A 15056-nucleotide genomic window follows, 5' to 3' on the forward strand; every position below is an offset into this window, starting at 1 on the left:
GCAGATAGGGCCAAGAGAAGGCGAATCGATGCTTGAGTATCACAAGCGGCGAACGGCAAGACTGTAAATTTATAAATAAGGAGTGTGTACATATGTTTATAACTAAAGAAATGCTCATAGAAAAAGGCGCATGCCGTGAAGGTATCGCATGGTTTGAGAAACATTTCCCCGAAGGAAGCGACTACCAGGAAGCTTTGAATGTGGCAGCTTCCCAGAACGAAGCTGGTTTTGCTCAATGGGGATTGCAACAGTTCGGCTCTACCAATGCAGTTATGGAAGTTGAAGAAATAAACTGCGAAGCAAGCATATTCTTTGCTGGAAAAATAATCGTAAAAGGTGCAATAAAAATAGCAAATTGGTTGCTTGCTGGCGATGGCATCAAGGCTGGCAGTGGCATCAAGGCTGGCAGTGGCATCGAGGCTGGCGATGGCATCAAGGCTGGCAGTGGCATCGAGGCTGGCGATGGCATCAAGGCTGGCAGTGGCATCAAGGCTGGCTGGGGCATCAAGGCTGGCAGTGGCATCAAGGCTGGCAGTGGCATCGAGGCTGGCGATGGCATCAAGGCTGGCAGTGGCATCAAGGCTGGCAGTGGCATCGAGGCTGGCGATGGCATCAAGGCTGGCAGTGGCATCAAGGCTGGCTGGGGCATCAAGGCTGGCAGTGGCATCGAGGCTGGCAGTGGCATCGAGGCTGGCGATGGCATCAAGGCTGGCAGTGGCATCGAGGCTGGCAGTGGCATCGAGGCTGGCGATGGCATCAAGGCTGGCAGTGGCATCGAGGCTGGCAGTGGCATCGAGGCTGGCAGTGGCATCGAGGCTGGCTGGGGCATCAAGGCTGGCTGGGGCATCAAGGCTGGCTGGGGCATCAAGGCTGGCGATGATTACGGAATATATGCTGGTCTGAGATTGCGCATATCACTTAAAACGCAGTATGCGGTTATTGTTGCAAAAGAACAGCCGCAGAACATTATCCTTGGCAGTTACAAGACTTTAGAAAATAAAGATAGCGGGGCGGCTTAGTGTCGCCCTTCGCATAGGCAGACTCCCCCATTGTTAGGATGGGCGATACTGAGAGAATTTATGCGGGGTGATATTGTGAAAAACAAAGATGAAATCATGCTCGAATTTTACCGGGCTAACGTGGAAACCGAGAAGGACCCAGTAAAGCGGGCTTCATACAAGAAGCTGATTGCCAAGTATGAGCGGAAGATGGGAAAGGCGGGGTAGGCATGAAGCAATCCCAACCGCCGCGAAACTGCGGCACATGCAGGCACTTAGTTACTGATCGGTACGAGACTCCGGTGTGTTACCAGATTAAACAGATTGACGATAAGCCGGTGGCGGCAAAGGTTAGGCGTAACGGTAAGTCTTGCCAGAGCTATGGGGTTAAGGAAGTAAAGGCGGGGGCTTAAGGCTCCCGCTGGGGTAGTGGGGTGAGGTGGTGGAAACAAGTGGCTATATACTTTTACATCGACGTATCTTAGAAAAACCGGTATGGACAGGTTCAACGGCAGAGCAAAAAGCTATTCTAATCACCATATTGCTCTTGGCAAATCACAAAGAGAAATCATGGGTATGGAATGGTAAAAAATTCAAGGCAAAACCTGGTCAATTTGTTTCCAGTTTAGACAAAATCGCAGAAATAGCAGGAGTGACAATTCAAAACGTAAGAACTGCAATAAATAAGTTTTGCAAGTTAGACTTTCTAACAAACGAATCAACAAAGACAGGAAGGCTTATAACTGTAGTAAATTGGCGGGTTTATCAGACTGAAATAAAAACAGATAACAAAGACACTAACATACCAACTAACAAAGCACCTAACAAAGAGCTAACAAAGCATCAACAAACAGCTAACAAACAGCTAACAACTACCAATAATGATAAGAATGATAAGAATGATAATAATATATTAATTTATACGCAAAATGACAACCTCGCCAAAGCTATCCGGGAATTCATCAAAATGCGAAAGACTATCAAAAAGCCATTAACTGACCGGGCATTAAAATTACTATTCGGCAAGCTTGATGATCTTGGTAAAAATGACACGGAAAAGATAGAGATTATAAATCAAAGCATTATGAACTGTTGGCAAGGAGTATATGAGCTAAAAAATAAAGGTGGTGCGGAAAATGGAAAGCCCGTTCCTAAAACGCCTGCAAACTATGGGAATCAAGATCAAGACTACAGCGAGTATAACTGACAGTATGCTTGATTTTGCAATTGGTTTTGGGATGTCGATCGAGGAAATACCGGACTACTTCGACATAATCGATCAAGCATTACAAAGCCAGGAAACATGTCTACGGTGCCAAGGTATTGAACAATGCCAATCAGAAGCAAACGGCATGCAGTATGTGCTTGAGATGGGACCTACCGGCAAAGTATCGCCTTCATACCGGATGTGCCGGCACAAGATGGTGGACATGGAGACAAAGCGGATTAGCCGCCTGTTATCTTCATCCCGGTTGCCTGACTTCTTCAAGGACAAGACTTTTGAGAACTTCAAGCGGCATGATAACCCGGAAGCTTTTATGGCAGCACAACGAACGGCCAATGATGTTGGAGGACTTGGTCTGATGTTATACGGCAAGCCAGGGACAGGGAAAACACACTTAGCTGCGGCGGTAGTTAACGCAAGACTGGCAAGCGGGAACCAGGCCGTATTTGTGACGGTGCCGGAACTGCTGGCTGATATCCGGGATACCATAGCGCGAAAGAAAGATACCAGCGAATTGCTTGAAACGGTGAAAGATGTTGAATTGCTGGTAATGGACGATATGGGAGCCGAGAAAATTACCGACTGGGCAGTTGAACAGCTTTTTTCGGTGGTAAATGCCCGGCTGTTAAGAAAAAAGCAGACGGTAGTAACTAGCAATTATGAACCGGCAAAACTGATTGCCCGAATGGCGGTAAAGGACTATGAGGGTAAAATCATAGATGATTTGCCAGGAAAACGGATCGTAAGTCGCCTCACTGAGATGTGCCAAAAGGCTGAGATGTGCGGCCGGGATCAGCGGCTAGGGAGTGCAGGCTAATGACAGGCGACTACACCACAGTACAAGTTTTAATGTTCATTATCGCAGTGTTGCTGGTTCTGTGGATTATACAGGATTGGAGAAAGTGAGGGGTTGGGATGAGAGAGATAAAATTCCGGGCGTGGGATGCAGAAAATAAAACAATGTTTGGGAGTAATTGCCCGAATATGCTTGTTCATTTTGACGGGCAACTAAATTCATTTGATGTGCTTGGCGATACTGTCGGAACGTATAAAACTAAGCAACTTGCATTAATGCAATACACCGGCCTTAAGGACAAGAACGGCAAGGAGATTTACGAGGGCGATATAGTTTACATGGTTGCCAATGGAATAACCGGACCAAGAGCAATCGAGTTTAAAGACGGATCGTTTGGCGTAAAACCTCTTAAGGATTCTGAGGATTTATGGTTTATCGAAGTTTGGCATATGGATGTTGAAGTCATCGGCAATATCTACGAAACGCCTGAACTGCTGGCGGTGAAGTATGAATAAGTGGATAGGTACTGGCCGGCTCGGACAAGATCCGGAAATAAGATATACATCTAGCGGCAAGTGTGTGGCATCGTTCAATCTGGCGGTTACTGAGGGATACGGCGACAAGCAAGTAACTAACTGGATCCCAATTGTTGCCTGGGAGAAGCTTGCCGAGTCGGCCGGAAATAATCTCAGTAAAGGAAGTAGGGTTTTAGTTGACGGTCGGATTCAAATCCGCAGCTTTGAGGCCAATGACGGCAGCAAGAGGCGTGTTGCTGAGGTTGTGGCGCAGAGCATAGAGTTTTTGGAGCGCAAGCAGGCGGCGGCAGGAAATAGCGGCGAGATTGATATTAACAGCTTTGGCAAGGAAGTTTTCCCGGATGAGGAAATACCTTTTAGCTAAACCCCTATGTTGTTCCTAGACTTAGGGGGAAATAAAACAGGCGAGGGAAGAGCGTATGCAAACTAAAATTTGTCGTAAGTGCGGTAATGAATTGCCACTGGATAACTTTTATAAGCATAAAGAAATGTTGGACGGCCATTTAAACCACTGCAAAGAGTGTGTAAAGTCCAGAGTTAGGAACCATAGGAAAGACCATCAAGAATATTTCAAGGAATATGAGTTCAATAGAAACAGAACTACAAAACGGCGTGAATGGAAGAAAAAACATGTCAATAAGACCAAGATAAATAAAAAGAATAGAGAAATAAAACGTCTCAGTCTTAAACAAAGGCGGCAAACGATTGAAGGTTATCAGAAAAGCCACAATGCTTTTACTAGAGCCGTGAAGAGCGGAAAGATAGTAAGGCCTGATATTTGTCAAGTATGTGGTACTGCAGATAAAGTCATTGGACACCATTGCGATTATACAAAACCTTTGAATGTTGTTTGGTTATGCAATGCGTGCCACGGCTTATATCACAGTAGTGAAAATGAATTAGGTTTAAAAGTTAAAAGCGCCGTTAATTTATTATTTGAAATAGGTTTAAAAGGGATAAGTTAGGTGGTGATACCATGTCCAGAATGTCAGTAGCCCAGGCAAAGGCTAAAGGATATATAAGTGAGCCAAAAAAGCACAAATACGGAGCCGTAAAAACCATAGTGGACGGCATTGCATTCGATAGCCGAAAGGAAGCTGCCAAGTACCAGGAACTTAAACTGCTACAACGTGCCGGGGAAATCGTTGAACTTGAACTGCAGCCGGAATATGTACTGCAAGAGGCTTTTGTTAGGGATCGTAAGCCGATACGGGCGATTGTGTACAGGGCCGACTTTCGGGCTAAGTACAAGGACGGCAGGGTTGTGGTGATGGATACCAAGGGGTACAGGACCAAGGAATATATGCTCAAAAAGAAGATGTTCCTGGCGCGGTATCCAGATGTTGAGTTTGTGGAGTGCTGAAATTGAGATTTGGGAGGGGTAGAGATTATGAAGGTAATTAGATCGGCAACTAACTTACATTGCCCTAAGTGCGGAAATGATATAGCCACTACAACCAAAACTGTTTCACTGGATACTATTTTAGCAGACAATAGGCCGATAAAGTGCTATTGGCCAAAATGCGGATGGGCAGGCAAAATGTGTGATGTTGCGCCGTCTAACCCCACCTAACCGGGAGGCGAGAGAATATGAAAATTGATTTGCTATACGCTGAGTTAGTGCAAAGTGGAACGGTAAATTTAAATGCATTGCCGGTGTTGGATAAATTGGAACTCCTGCGCCTGGCCCGGATCGGCGCGGAAACAATGAAGTTGCAGCAAAGAGCAGAAGCGTCTGGTTTGACCGGTGTATCTGACATTATGAGTGTAATTATAGAAATGGCACTAAAGGAGGCCCAGCCATGAAACCAGATTTAGCGGCGATACAGAAAGCGGCCAAAAAGTTAGGCAATATAAAGAATCGGTATGTACCAGGATGTGGGCATGAGGTTGTAACCAAATTAGGAACGCTTGCTTTCGTTGATAAAGAGACAAATCGCGCCCAATATCTAGACAGAGATACCGCCGAAGTAATTTTTGCAGTCCCCGCACTCCTGGACTACATCGCAGAGCTAGAGCGTGAGCGGCAGTGGGTGGCGGTGTCGGAGAGGTTGCCGGAGCCTCCTGACATTGTAGGGTATCGATGGCAAACTGTGAATGTTATTTGCGAAACTCCAGCAGGGAATAGATTTGTAACATCTGCTGCGTATGTAATTTATAAAGACGGCAAAACAAGGTGGCAGAAAATTAATGGATTTGACGAGCTAGGATATAAAGTAATTGCATGGCAGCTACTGCCGCCGCTGCCGGAGGTGAAATAATGCGAGTAAACAACGAGCAAATCCCGGAGGCCGCTATCCGAGCGGCGGTGGAACTGATGCAAACTCATGAATACTTCATTGCCGGTGAAATCCGAGAAATATTGAAAGAGCATAAAGTCCTACATACATGGTCAGCCGCAGAACGATTAATCCAGCGGGAGCGTAAAGCCGGGAGAATTGTCCATCATGAAGGGCGAATCATTGAATGGTGCTGGGTTAAGCCGCTGCCGGGGACGGAGGGGGAGTGAGTATAAAAGCAATAGATTTATACTGCTGCGCTGGCGGTGCTTCTCTCGGTCTATGGGAGGCGGGATTTGAAGTAACTGGCGTAGATATCGAATATCAGAAAAACTACCCGTTTAGATTTATCCAAGTTGATGTAATGGCTTTAACAGTAGAGTTTTTGCAGGAATTTGATTTTATCTGGGCGTCGCCACCTTGTCAGAGATACACTTTGGCGGGTACGCAGTGGCGAAATATCGGGAAAGAGTACCCAGACCTAATAGAGAAAACCCGTGAATTACTTCAGCGAACAGGCAAGCCGTATGTAATTGAAAATGTTCCCGGTGCGCCACTTATTAACCCGGTAATGTTATGCGGAACAATGTTTGGATTAAGGACATATCGGCACAGGATGTTTGAAACAAACTTTCCTGTGCAGCAGTTGATTCACCCGAAGCATGTTGCTAAAAACGCAAAGATGGGCAGACCGCCAAAAGACAACGAATTCCTTCAGATTGTGGGCCATTTTAGCGGTGTTCCGTTAGCCAGAGATATACTGGGATTGCCTAAACTGAATCAATATGAATTAGCACAATCAATACCGCCAGTCTATTCAAAATATCTTGCGGAAGAATATTTGGGCGTAGAGAAAGAAAAGGCAGAAGGAGGCCGACCATGACTAAACTTACGCCGGAGCAAATGTACAGTGCATCGTTAGTTTCATCAACAGATATAACTTTTAGGTTCGGTAAGTTAAGAATGCCCATGAAATCAGTCCTTTCGGGAGGTAACTTTAGAATGATAATTCGCGAGCCTATAACTAATCCGCTTTTTCTAGCGTTTATGAAAGAACGCAGATTAAACATTGGCGATGAAGTGCGAGGTTGTGAGTATCTGGTTTGGGTTAATAATTTACCAAAAGAAACTTGGTTTGAAATAGTGAAAGGAGATAAAAATGATTGAATTAAAAAACTGCCCATTTTGTGGTGGCAATGAGATTGATTTTAGTGACTGCAAGAGATTAGAAGATTGTGAGCGTTTTGAGTGTTGCGATGAAAAGGAATATGTTTTGGTGGTTTGTAATTTTAGCAAAGGTGGGTGCGGAGCTTCGAGCGGGTATTTTGACACAAAAGAGAAGGCCGTATCTGCATGGAATAGGAGGGATGGGCATGGATGTACAACAAGCGATTGATCTATTACGTAACAGAGACATTACGATCAGGAGTGCTGATGAAATCGCCTCCCTCCTCGAAGCCCAGACCCGGGAGGCGGAGCTAGGGAGAAAATTTAACGAAACCGTACAAGCAGCGAAGTCAAAAAGAAATAACTTCGCACCGTCAATATGTATAAATTTACCTCCTGAAATAAATGAGAAATGGTGTAGCAGTTGTTTCTGGATTGAGTTTTGCCGGTTACGCGCCGAGATGCAGCGGAAGGGGGCGGAGTAGATGATAAATCCAGGATATGAGTTAATACCGGATTGTCCTTGTGCTACGTGTCCTGATGAACAAGAACGCAAGTACTGTGACGCAGAAGAAAATTGTATTAAGTTTACTAATTGGGCTTGTAGTCGAGTGGAGAAGGAGTGAGCGCGGTGAGTGATTTTAAATATACTTCTGCTATGATTTCCAAGGCCAGGAAAGAAGGAGAAACACTCTTTGGTAGTACGGTAGTAGATGATTTATTGGGCGAGATTTCCGACCTCCGCGCCCAACTGGAGGCGGCAAAGGAAGAAAATAAACAGCTTCGAACCGTTGTAATGACAGAAATGACAAAAGAAGACTTAAAAATACAGTTGGCCGATATGAAACAAGACCGCGACAACCTGCAGCAACGGTTTACTGCGCCGATAGTCTGCATGTGCGGCAGCACGAAGTTTAAGCAGGCGTGGGTTTCGGAAAATGCCAGATTAACACTTGCCGGGAACATCGTTTTGTCAGTTGGAATGTTCGCTCATGCTGACGGTCAAATGAAGCAGCTAGAAGATAACGGCAGCAAAATTAGACTCGATGATTTGCATAAGCGCAAAATTGACCTCTGCGACTGGGTATGGGTACTTGATTTAGGCGGGTATATTGGGAATTCTACAAAGTCTGAGATTGCATACGCGGAGAAATTGGGCAAGCCTATCCGATATCTATCGCAGGAATTTCCAGAGTACGTTGAGCCGGTTGACAACCTGCAGGCCCAGATCAGCCATCTTGAATACCAGCTTGGCGAGGCATGCTTAAAGATTGCCGAATACGAGCGTCAGCCACTGGAAGAGGTAAATGCTTGGTGTGACGGACTGCGCAAGGGATATACTGATTTGCAGGCTGCCTACGAGGTTGTGCGGGGCGCACTGAGAGTTGTAAATGTAGCAGTGGAAGAATTATTTACGGCATGCCCAGAAGAAGCATTCGACACGCTTAAAGCTAATACACGACATGCCATTAACCTAGCCCTATCTGTAAAGCCACCCGAGGCCGGGGAGCGGAAAGAATCCTATACTGATGAGCAGGGCATTATCTGGAACCGACCGACAGCAGAAGCACATGTAAAAATATGTAAACAAAGCAATGATAAAACTGCTCTGATTACTATGTTGCGGAACGCACTAGACAGAATGAATATTATTGATAGTCAAGGGAACTGCGTTGTATGCGGGGCGTTTATGCTCGACAAGCAAGGCAATGTTGCCAATGACAACCATTCCCCAAGCTGCGAATATATGCAAGCCATTTCTATTACTCCGTTAGAGGCCGGGGAGCGGGTACGGGGGTTGGTGGAGGCGTTGGAAGAACTAATAGACATAGTACAAGGGGTAATAGACGGTGACGCTTACAATCTTGATTGGTTTACGTTGCAACCCGCTAGGATTGCTCTAGATAAGTACCGGGGAGGTGCAGCAGAATGAGTGAACAAGGCAAAAAATGTATCGATGGATGCGTGTATTCTATTTGGGACGATTATCCCGCTGATTTTATAACAGGTTGCGAAGGCTGCGAGAAAGGCAGTAAATTTACAACAAAAAAGGAGTATGAAGAACAAAGGAAAAGAGGTGCGGAGAATGGCTAAGTTTGAAGTGAGTGCAGTATTTACGGCCAGTCGGTATCTGGGAGAAATTGAAGCAGCAACAGAAGAAGAGGCAGAAGAAAAAGCCTTGGAAATGTTTGAAGAACAGCTTTATGCTTCATTGTGCCACCAATGCGCCGGAGAATTTGACGGTAGCCCGGAATTTTTGGAATTTGTGGTGGATGGAGGTGCGGACTAATGGCTCATAACTACCAAGCGCCGATCAAGCAGACCAGAACTGAGCGCAATTTCTGGAAGCGCTGGGACAGGCGGTGCGGCAAGACACTCAGTATACAGCATGACACTGCTGCCCGGGATACGGCACTCAGACGCGGGGTTATGCGGGAGTTGAGGGAGTTTGCGGGGAGGGGATAAGATGAAATACCGTAAAAAGCCGGTGGTTGTTGAGGCAGAAGTGTATAGCGGTGAATTTCCTGACGTTATGACAAGGGTTGACGGGTGGATTGTTAAAATAGCAGGTCCTGAATTACCGCATGAAATTAAATTTGAAGATGTTTCAGAGGCGTACATGTTTTATGAATGCGGTGACTGCGGGACTTTTTCGACCGATAGGAAGCGGCAAAAACCAATACCGTTTATCAATACATTAGAGGGGCCGCACGAAGTATCTCCTGGCGACTACATCATTACCGGAGTAAAAGGCGAGAGATATCCATGCAAGCCCGATATATTCCATATGACATATGAACCTGTAGAGTAAATAAAAAGGGCAGCTAGTCTGCCCTAATTCCCGTTTAAATAATAATTGTGGGGTGGGGTAATAATGGCTAAACAAATTAATTGCGGTATATGTGCCATACATGGTAATACAGTTGCTATGCATCTTGAGCAAGATCATTTCAAATGCCCCGATTGCAATGCTACGCTTTACGACAATGAGGACGGAGACGATACGTTTGTCAGGAATTGGCGGCAACAGCAGCAATATATCAGCCGAAGCCTGCCGGAAGGGGTCATAATCCACGGCGGTGAGAGAAAGCAAGGTAAGTCGCCTTTGAAAGATAAGATGACGAAAACCCCTATTAGCAAGCTAAATACGCTGTTGTACAAATAGTGATAGAAAATGCTATAATTAAAGTTTACAAATTTGACAAACTGTGATATTATAGAAAATGTATACGCGACTCGTTTTTGGGTCGCGTTATTTTTATTATTAACGCCTACGTATGGTGCGGGATGGTGGCGACATCTCTGTAGACACTCGAGCACATGCGTCTTAAATATTGGAGGAGGTGTAAAGTCCTTTCCTCCAGGTAAATAAATGGTTGCCGCCATGTTAGAGCCGTGGCGGCATAGAGATTATGACCATTTCGCTTGTATGGGCGAGGTGGTCTTTTTATATGCAGGAGGCGATACCGTGGACAAGAACGGCTGTGACTACTATCATGCAATCGAATCAAAGGACAAGCAAAACTGCCCCAACTGCCTGCACTGGTCTGGTAGCCGCTGCGGGATCGAATACAAAGTCAAGGCCAACAACAAGACTGAATTAGTGCATGAATGCTTCCCGACTCCGGGCAGGTCAAAGCATGTTAGGGGGTTATGGTTTTGATTATAGAAAACACACTAACCATTGACAGCGTACTGGTCAATACTGGCGGCGGCATAACTGAGGACGAAATACGCCAGATAGTGGCCGAGGAGATAGAGTTATGGCGCGCCAAGGGTAAGACGCTGGGCAGGGTGGAGTTGATGCTTGACGGGGAGGAAATACAGGTTGTGGCGCATGAACGCTCCCCGATTAAGCGCATCCGGCGTATAACCGGATACCTCAGTACTGAGGACAGGTTCAACCCGAGCAAGCAGGCAGAGTTGGGCGATAGGCGGGCGCATTTATGATGGTAAGGCCGATACCGAAGCACAAGAAAGTACGCCTGAAAGGCAAGCCGCTTGCGAAACTCAATTTAGATATTCATGTGCGAGATAAGTACATCTGCATCATAAAGGGGTGCGGCCTGCATGTGCCGATAGGAGAAAAGTTTCATCACGAGCCTTGCGGATCTGATAAAGAGGACCGAATCGAGAAGGGGCTTTTACTATGCTATGAGGTGCACCATGATGGGCGACACAAGGGACCGGATAGCGAGGCAATCAAGCAAGAGTGCCAAGAATATTTAAGGGGGCTGTACGGCAATGGCTGACATACTTGAGATTATTATCCCAAAAGATGCCGGGTTGCAGGATTATCGCTATCTGCTGTCGTTGGCAGAAAACGAGATTACAAAGCTAACGCCGCTAATCAGTCGGTACAAGGTGGCAAGGACTAATGCCAAGGCTGCTTATGATGATGCGCTGTCATCTGCAAAGGTTAATGCCATGGAATACTACGAGTTAAAGCCTAATCATCAGACTATGATTAATGCCTTGGCTAATAACGATGCAGAGGTAAGGCGGTTGAAACAGGTGTACATCGATGCCAAGGCGCTGGAGATAAAGGCTGTTGATAGGCTGGAGCAGATCAAGGGATTAAGGGACACGCTAAAGGCGTGTGTGAAGTCGGAGCATAGTAGTTATTGAGCATAGATACCTAGTGTTAAGTGGGTGGTGGTGTGGCAAATGCGGTAAACTGGGTCCATATTAGGACTGAATATGAAACGACAAACATATCTCAACGCAAATTGGCTGAAAAGCATGGTGTTAGTTATCCTACTCTGAGAGATAGATGTAAGCGTGAAGAGTGGGCGAAGTCTAAAGATAAAACACGTAGCAAAATCGTAGCAACGACGTTGCAAAAAACTGTAACGAAAATTGCTACGAAAGAGGCTGACCGCAACGCCCGGGTTATGTCGCTGGCTGATAAGCTGGCCAATAAACTTGAGCAGGCCATAGAACAGGTTGAGCAGTATATTGTGACCAATAAGACCAAGACCAAGACGGTTGAGTATAATTACGACTTTGGTAAGCCATCAAAAGAAGTCACAACTGAGAATGAGGACAAGGCGATAATTGACGGCATCATTGATAAGCAGGGATTAAAGTTCCTGACCGCTGCACTGAAAGATATCAATGATATCCAAGTTGTGACTGCTGAGAAACTTGCCCTTGAGCGCCGGAAGGTGGATGCAGTAGAGAAAAAAACTGGTGATTCCGCTGAAGCCATTGCCAAGCATAATGACAAGATTAAAACATTGATTGCTATGTTGAAACAACCAGTTCCCAATAGGGAGATATCGGACTTTGAGGATGATAAAAATGGCTGAATATGCCCCGTTTTGCGTAAAACAAACAGAATATCTTAGTCGCTGTTATGATAATTGGCTTAATATTGCTGAGGGTGGCAAGCGTGCCGGCAAGAACGTGTTAAACATTATGGCCTGGTGCGATATCCTTGAAACCCATCCGGACAAGCTGCATCTGGCAGCTGGTGTATCCGTGGCCTCCGCTAAACTCAATATCGTTGATAGTAATGGTTTTGGCGTACAGAGCTGGTTTGCTGGTCGTTGCCGATCCGGCAAGTATCAAGAGCGGGAAGCGCTATATATCCAGACACAAACCGGTGAAAAAATTATTCTAATTAGCGGCGGTGGCAAGGAAGGCGACGAGCGGTACATAAAAGGTAATACTTACGGGAGTGCTTATATTACCGAGGTTAATGAGTGCTGTAAAACATTTGTAAAAGAGGTATTCGACAGAACGCTTTCGAGTAGTATTCGAAAGCTGTTTTTTGATTTAAACCCTAAATCACCAAATCACTGGTTCTATGAGGATATCCTGGATTTTCACACTGAAAATGCACACAAATATCCTGATTACGGGCTGAACTATGAACATTTTACCCTGCACGATAATTTCAGTTTTACTGACGCAAAGATCAGGGAAATCATTCGCACCTATCAGCGTAACACCGTCTGGTATAACCGGGATATTCTTGGCAAAAGGACAAATGCCGAGGGCATTATATACGATATGTGGGATGACGATGAAAACAGTTATGATGACAGTAGCCGCCCGTTGGGTCTGGAGCGAATCAGCCGAAGGTATATCCCGGTTGATTATGGTACACAGAATCCGATGGGCTTTCTTGACTGTTATGATGATGGGAATACGATCTGGATTGACCGAGAGTACTACTATTCTGGTCGTGCAGAGCAGTTGCAAAAGACAGATGCACAATATGCGGATGATTTGATTGACTTCATAGGTACTGAACTACTTGATACAGGTGAGGCTACACGGCGAGAAATTACGTTTTCCATTATTGACCCATCGGCAGCCAGTTTCAAAGCAGAACTGCGGCAGCGTGGCGTTCGGGTTAAAGATGCGGACAATGCGGTACTGGACGGTATCCGAATGACTGCAACGATGATCAAAAAGCGGCGAATCAAAGCCCATGAGCGCTGCACAAATTTCCGTAAAGAGATTAAGTCATACATTTGGGATGAAAAGCAATCCCGGTCCGGTGAAGATCAGCCAGTAAAGGAATTTGACCATCTGATGGACGCAATTCGCTATTTAATTAAGACCATAGTAACAGCCAGGAGGTTAGCCGCATGAATAGCAGAAAAAAAGCCGCACAGAAAGCCGCTAAATCGGTAAAGACCAATGATGCGGTAAAGACAAAAGATGCATTCCGCAATCAGGCCGCGCGGCTAGGTTTTGGTACGCCGAACCTCCTGGAGGCTACCGAGTACCCGATGACACGGCTGACGCAGAACTGGCAGCTCTTAAATAGCCTGTACCGCTCGCACTGGCTTATCCGGCGTATTATTGACGTAGTACCCGGCGACATGCTGAAAAACTGGATAAAGATAACAAGCCAGATGCCGCCGGACGCTCTAAAACGCTTTGATAGCCTGGTCCGTAAGACTCAGCTAAAAAAGCGATTGCTCGAAGGCCTGCGCTGGGGACGGCTTTACGGTGGCGCTGCCGGCGTTATTCTTCTTGAAGGCCAGGGCGATATGCTGCATGAGCCGCTGGACTTGGATACTGTCATGCCTGGCACGTTTAAAGGACTGCTGGTGCTTGACCGCTGGTCCGGTATTACTCCTCTATCCACTGAGCTGGTCACGGATCTTAACGATCCTGATATAGGACTGCCGGATCGGTATATTATCTCCAGTGAAACGATTCCCAGAGGCGTAGAAGTACATCACAGCCGCCTGGTACGTTTTGCCGGTCGGGATCTGCCCTACTGGGAGAAGCAGCAGGAAATGCATTGGTATGCTTCCGAGGTTGAACATGTTTACGATGAATTGCGCAAAAGAGACAATACCAGCTGGAATGTCGCCAGTCTGGTATTTAACGCGAATCTGCGGGTCATGAAAATAAAAGACTTGGAACAAATGCTGACCACTTTGGATGAGCAGGCCGTCCAGGAGATATACAACGTTATCCAGGCGCAAAATTGGCTTATGAATAATTCCGGCACACAATTGTTAGGTGCTGGTGATGAGTTTCAAACCTTCCAGTACTCTTTTAGCGGTTTGGATAAGGTTTACGAAAACTTTATGATGGATCTGGCCGGCGCTGCTGAAATGCCCGTAACAAAGTTGTTTGGTCGTTCACCCGCCGGTATGAATGCGACTGGAGAATCTGACATGCAAAACTATGATGACAGCATAGAGGAAAAGCAAGAGTCTTATTTGCGGCCCCCGCTGGATAAGCTGCTGCCTATCATGTTTATGTCTGAATTTGGTGCTATACCTGATGATCTGGACTATCAGTTTAACAAGGTACGCACGCCGAGCGCTAAGGAAAGCACTGACCTTGCCAGTACACGCACGACGGCAGTACAAGGCGTCTATGACAGCGGCCTGATTAGTCAGAGGGTAGCTCTTAAAGAATTACGCCAAATGTCAGAGGAAACAGGCATGTGGACGAATATTACCGATGAAGACATTGATAATGCTGATGATACTACACAGCAGGGTGAAATGCTGCCGGATATTAACGATTTGGGTATTAATTCACTTAAAAAAAATATATAATAAATATAGAATGAGT

Annotated in this window: 28 protein-coding genes; all 28 read left to right on the forward strand. The window is 45.9% G+C overall.

The window, feature by feature from the left end:
* Nucleotides 1-32: 32 nt before the first annotated feature.
* The gene (locus SATMO3_RS05820) at nt 33-1019 is read left to right on the forward strand and encodes a hypothetical protein (RefSeq protein WP_371378807.1); all 987 of its coding nucleotides are present in this window, start codon (nt 33-35) and stop codon (nt 1017-1019) included.
* Between the two features lie 60 nt (nt 1020-1079).
* On the forward strand, nt 1080-1226 hold the full coding sequence (locus SATMO3_RS05825; RefSeq protein ID WP_371378810.1) for a hypothetical protein: 147 nt from the start codon (nt 1080-1082) through the stop codon (nt 1224-1226).
* A 2-nt stretch (nt 1227-1228) separates the two neighbouring features.
* Nucleotides 1229-1411, forward strand: coding sequence for a hypothetical protein (locus SATMO3_RS05830; RefSeq protein ID WP_371378812.1), 183 nt, complete (start codon nt 1229-1231; stop codon nt 1409-1411).
* Nucleotides 1412-1440: 29 nt separating this feature from the next.
* Entirely contained in the window at nt 1441-2205 is a 765-nt protein-coding gene (locus tag SATMO3_RS05835; protein ID WP_371378815.1) for a hypothetical protein, read from the forward strand.
* On the forward strand, nt 2135-3040 hold the full coding sequence (locus tag SATMO3_RS05840) for an ATP-binding protein (RefSeq protein ID WP_371378817.1): 906 nt from the start codon (nt 2135-2137) through the stop codon (nt 3038-3040). The genes SATMO3_RS05835 and SATMO3_RS05840 overlap by 71 nt, the downstream gene beginning before the upstream one ends.
* A gap of 98 nt (nt 3041-3138) precedes the next feature.
* The gene (locus SATMO3_RS05845; RefSeq protein WP_371378820.1) at nt 3139-3534 is read left to right on the forward strand and encodes a YopX family protein; all 396 of its coding nucleotides are present in this window, start codon (nt 3139-3141) and stop codon (nt 3532-3534) included.
* A complete protein-coding gene (locus SATMO3_RS05850) occupies nt 3527-3919 on the forward strand; it encodes a single-stranded DNA-binding protein (RefSeq protein ID WP_371378822.1) in 393 nt (130 codons plus the stop codon). Before SATMO3_RS05845 ends, SATMO3_RS05850 begins: the two co-directional genes overlap by 8 nt.
* 55 nt (nt 3920-3974) lie before the next feature.
* Nucleotides 3975-4520, forward strand: a complete 546-nt coding sequence (locus SATMO3_RS05855) for a hypothetical protein (RefSeq protein WP_371378824.1) — start codon at nt 3975-3977, stop codon at nt 4518-4520.
* Nucleotides 4521-4531: 11 nt separating this feature from the next.
* On the forward strand, nt 4532-4918 hold the full coding sequence (locus SATMO3_RS05860) for a DUF1064 domain-containing protein (protein WP_371378827.1): 387 nt from the start codon (nt 4532-4534) through the stop codon (nt 4916-4918).
* A 227-nt stretch (nt 4919-5145) separates the two neighbouring features.
* Complete coding sequence (locus SATMO3_RS05865) at nt 5146-5361, forward strand: hypothetical protein (RefSeq protein WP_371378829.1); 216 nt, start codon at nt 5146-5148, stop codon at nt 5359-5361.
* Nucleotides 5358-5816, forward strand: a complete 459-nt coding sequence (locus SATMO3_RS05870) for a hypothetical protein (protein ID WP_371378831.1) — start codon at nt 5358-5360, stop codon at nt 5814-5816. The genes SATMO3_RS05865 and SATMO3_RS05870 overlap by 4 nt, the downstream gene beginning before the upstream one ends.
* Nucleotides 5816-6064 (forward strand): hypothetical protein, encoded by a 249-nt coding sequence (locus SATMO3_RS05875; protein WP_371378834.1) that lies wholly within the window; start codon nt 5816-5818, stop codon nt 6062-6064. Before SATMO3_RS05870 ends, SATMO3_RS05875 begins: the two co-directional genes overlap by 1 nt.
* Nucleotides 6061-6717 carry a DNA cytosine methyltransferase gene (locus SATMO3_RS05880; RefSeq protein WP_371378837.1) on the forward strand — a complete coding sequence of 219 codons (657 nt, stop codon included), beginning with the start codon at nt 6061-6063 and terminating at the stop codon, nt 6715-6717. The genes SATMO3_RS05875 and SATMO3_RS05880 overlap by 4 nt, the downstream gene beginning before the upstream one ends.
* The gene (locus SATMO3_RS05885; RefSeq protein ID WP_371378840.1) at nt 6714-7001 is read left to right on the forward strand and encodes a hypothetical protein; all 288 of its coding nucleotides are present in this window, start codon (nt 6714-6716) and stop codon (nt 6999-7001) included. The genes SATMO3_RS05880 and SATMO3_RS05885 overlap by 4 nt, the downstream gene beginning before the upstream one ends.
* A complete protein-coding gene (locus tag SATMO3_RS05890; protein ID WP_371378843.1) occupies nt 6994-7230 on the forward strand; it encodes a Lar family restriction alleviation protein in 237 nt (78 codons plus the stop codon). Before SATMO3_RS05885 ends, SATMO3_RS05890 begins: the two co-directional genes overlap by 8 nt.
* Complete coding sequence (locus tag SATMO3_RS05895) at nt 7208-7486, forward strand: hypothetical protein (RefSeq protein ID WP_371378845.1); 279 nt, start codon at nt 7208-7210, stop codon at nt 7484-7486. The genes SATMO3_RS05890 and SATMO3_RS05895 overlap by 23 nt, the downstream gene beginning before the upstream one ends.
* Before the next feature lie 146 nt (nt 7487-7632).
* Nucleotides 7633-8934 (forward strand): hypothetical protein, encoded by a 1302-nt coding sequence (locus SATMO3_RS05900; protein WP_371378848.1) that lies wholly within the window; start codon nt 7633-7635, stop codon nt 8932-8934.
* Entirely contained in the window at nt 8931-9095 is a 165-nt protein-coding gene (locus SATMO3_RS05905) for a hypothetical protein (protein WP_371378851.1), read from the forward strand. The genes SATMO3_RS05900 and SATMO3_RS05905 overlap by 4 nt, the downstream gene beginning before the upstream one ends.
* On the forward strand, nt 9088-9291 hold the full coding sequence (locus SATMO3_RS05910; RefSeq protein WP_371378853.1) for a hypothetical protein: 204 nt from the start codon (nt 9088-9090) through the stop codon (nt 9289-9291). Before SATMO3_RS05905 ends, SATMO3_RS05910 begins: the two co-directional genes overlap by 8 nt.
* Nucleotides 9291-9467, forward strand: a complete 177-nt coding sequence (locus tag SATMO3_RS05915) for a hypothetical protein (RefSeq protein WP_371378856.1) — start codon at nt 9291-9293, stop codon at nt 9465-9467. The genes SATMO3_RS05910 and SATMO3_RS05915 overlap by 1 nt, the downstream gene beginning before the upstream one ends.
* A gap of 1 nt (nt 9468) precedes the next feature.
* Nucleotides 9469-9813: a hypothetical protein gene (locus tag SATMO3_RS05920; RefSeq protein ID WP_371378858.1), complete on the forward strand. Its 345-nt coding sequence runs from the start codon at nt 9469-9471 to the stop codon at nt 9811-9813.
* A 63-nt stretch (nt 9814-9876) separates the two neighbouring features.
* Nucleotides 9877-10167, forward strand: coding sequence for a hypothetical protein (locus SATMO3_RS05925; RefSeq protein ID WP_371378861.1), 291 nt, complete (start codon nt 9877-9879; stop codon nt 10165-10167).
* A gap of 494 nt (nt 10168-10661) precedes the next feature.
* Nucleotides 10662-10952, forward strand: coding sequence for an anaerobic ribonucleoside-triphosphate reductase (nrdD, locus tag SATMO3_RS05930; protein WP_371378864.1), 291 nt, complete (start codon nt 10662-10664; stop codon nt 10950-10952).
* A complete protein-coding gene (locus SATMO3_RS05935; RefSeq protein ID WP_371378867.1) occupies nt 10949-11254 on the forward strand; it encodes a hypothetical protein in 306 nt (101 codons plus the stop codon). Before nrdD ends, SATMO3_RS05935 begins: the two co-directional genes overlap by 4 nt.
* A complete protein-coding gene (locus SATMO3_RS05940) occupies nt 11247-11630 on the forward strand; it encodes a hypothetical protein (RefSeq protein WP_371378870.1) in 384 nt (127 codons plus the stop codon). The genes SATMO3_RS05935 and SATMO3_RS05940 overlap by 8 nt, the downstream gene beginning before the upstream one ends.
* Nucleotides 11631-11662: 32 nt before the next feature.
* Entirely contained in the window at nt 11663-12313 is a 651-nt protein-coding gene (locus tag SATMO3_RS05945) for a helix-turn-helix domain-containing protein (RefSeq protein WP_371378873.1), read from the forward strand.
* Nucleotides 12306-13607: a PBSX family phage terminase large subunit gene (locus SATMO3_RS05950; protein WP_371378876.1), complete on the forward strand. Its 1302-nt coding sequence runs from the start codon at nt 12306-12308 to the stop codon at nt 13605-13607. The genes SATMO3_RS05945 and SATMO3_RS05950 overlap by 8 nt, the downstream gene beginning before the upstream one ends.
* Nucleotides 13604-15040 carry a DUF1073 domain-containing protein gene (locus tag SATMO3_RS05955; RefSeq protein ID WP_371378879.1) on the forward strand — a complete coding sequence of 479 codons (1437 nt, stop codon included), beginning with the start codon at nt 13604-13606 and terminating at the stop codon, nt 15038-15040. The genes SATMO3_RS05950 and SATMO3_RS05955 overlap by 4 nt, the downstream gene beginning before the upstream one ends.
* Nucleotides 15041-15056 lie beyond the last annotated feature (16 nt).

It is taken from the genome of Sporomusa aerivorans (genome assembly GCF_041428895.1).
GTDB lineage: Bacteria > Bacillota > Negativicutes > Sporomusales > Sporomusaceae > Sporomusa > Sporomusa aerivorans.

What these genes read in the sequence shown, in the direction of transcription:
- SATMO3_RS05825 (WP_371378810.1), top strand. Translation starts at nt 1,080, where the DNA reads ATGCGGGGTGATATTGTGAAAAACAAAGATGAAATCATGCTCGAATTT.
- SATMO3_RS05830 (WP_371378812.1), top strand. Translation starts at nt 1,229, where the DNA reads ATGAAGCAATCCCAACCGCCGCGAAACTGCGGCACATGCAGGCACTTA.
- SATMO3_RS05840 (WP_371378817.1), top strand. Translation starts at nt 2,135, where the DNA reads ATGGAAAGCCCGTTCCTAAAACGCCTGCAAACTATGGGAATCAAGATC.
- SATMO3_RS05845 (WP_371378820.1), top strand. Translation starts at nt 3,139, where the DNA reads ATGAGAGAGATAAAATTCCGGGCGTGGGATGCAGAAAATAAAACAATG.
- SATMO3_RS05850 (WP_371378822.1), top strand. Translation starts at nt 3,527, where the DNA reads ATGAATAAGTGGATAGGTACTGGCCGGCTCGGACAAGATCCGGAAATA.
- SATMO3_RS05855 (WP_371378824.1), top strand. Translation starts at nt 3,975, where the DNA reads ATGCAAACTAAAATTTGTCGTAAGTGCGGTAATGAATTGCCACTGGAT.
- SATMO3_RS05860 (WP_371378827.1), top strand. Translation starts at nt 4,532, where the DNA reads ATGTCCAGAATGTCAGTAGCCCAGGCAAAGGCTAAAGGATATATAAGT.
- SATMO3_RS05865 (WP_371378829.1), top strand. Translation starts at nt 5,146, where the DNA reads ATGAAAATTGATTTGCTATACGCTGAGTTAGTGCAAAGTGGAACGGTA.
- SATMO3_RS05870 (WP_371378831.1), top strand. Translation starts at nt 5,358, where the DNA reads ATGAAACCAGATTTAGCGGCGATACAGAAAGCGGCCAAAAAGTTAGGC.
- SATMO3_RS05875 (WP_371378834.1), top strand. Translation starts at nt 5,816, where the DNA reads ATGCGAGTAAACAACGAGCAAATCCCGGAGGCCGCTATCCGAGCGGCG.
- SATMO3_RS05885 (WP_371378840.1), top strand. Translation starts at nt 6,714, where the DNA reads ATGACTAAACTTACGCCGGAGCAAATGTACAGTGCATCGTTAGTTTCA.
- SATMO3_RS05890 (WP_371378843.1), top strand. Translation starts at nt 6,994, where the DNA reads ATGATTGAATTAAAAAACTGCCCATTTTGTGGTGGCAATGAGATTGAT.
- SATMO3_RS05895 (WP_371378845.1), top strand. Translation starts at nt 7,208, where the DNA reads ATGGATGTACAACAAGCGATTGATCTATTACGTAACAGAGACATTACG.
- SATMO3_RS05905 (WP_371378851.1), top strand. Translation starts at nt 8,931, where the DNA reads ATGAGTGAACAAGGCAAAAAATGTATCGATGGATGCGTGTATTCTATT.
- SATMO3_RS05910 (WP_371378853.1), top strand. Translation starts at nt 9,088, where the DNA reads ATGGCTAAGTTTGAAGTGAGTGCAGTATTTACGGCCAGTCGGTATCTG.
- SATMO3_RS05915 (WP_371378856.1), top strand. Translation starts at nt 9,291, where the DNA reads ATGGCTCATAACTACCAAGCGCCGATCAAGCAGACCAGAACTGAGCGC.
- SATMO3_RS05920 (WP_371378858.1), top strand. Translation starts at nt 9,469, where the DNA reads ATGAAATACCGTAAAAAGCCGGTGGTTGTTGAGGCAGAAGTGTATAGC.
- SATMO3_RS05925 (WP_371378861.1), top strand. Translation starts at nt 9,877, where the DNA reads ATGGCTAAACAAATTAATTGCGGTATATGTGCCATACATGGTAATACA.
- SATMO3_RS05935 (WP_371378867.1), top strand. Translation starts at nt 10,949, where the DNA reads ATGATGGTAAGGCCGATACCGAAGCACAAGAAAGTACGCCTGAAAGGC.
- SATMO3_RS05940 (WP_371378870.1), top strand. Translation starts at nt 11,247, where the DNA reads ATGGCTGACATACTTGAGATTATTATCCCAAAAGATGCCGGGTTGCAG.
- SATMO3_RS05950 (WP_371378876.1), top strand. Translation starts at nt 12,306, where the DNA reads ATGGCTGAATATGCCCCGTTTTGCGTAAAACAAACAGAATATCTTAGT.
- SATMO3_RS05955 (WP_371378879.1), top strand. Translation starts at nt 13,604, where the DNA reads ATGAATAGCAGAAAAAAAGCCGCACAGAAAGCCGCTAAATCGGTAAAG.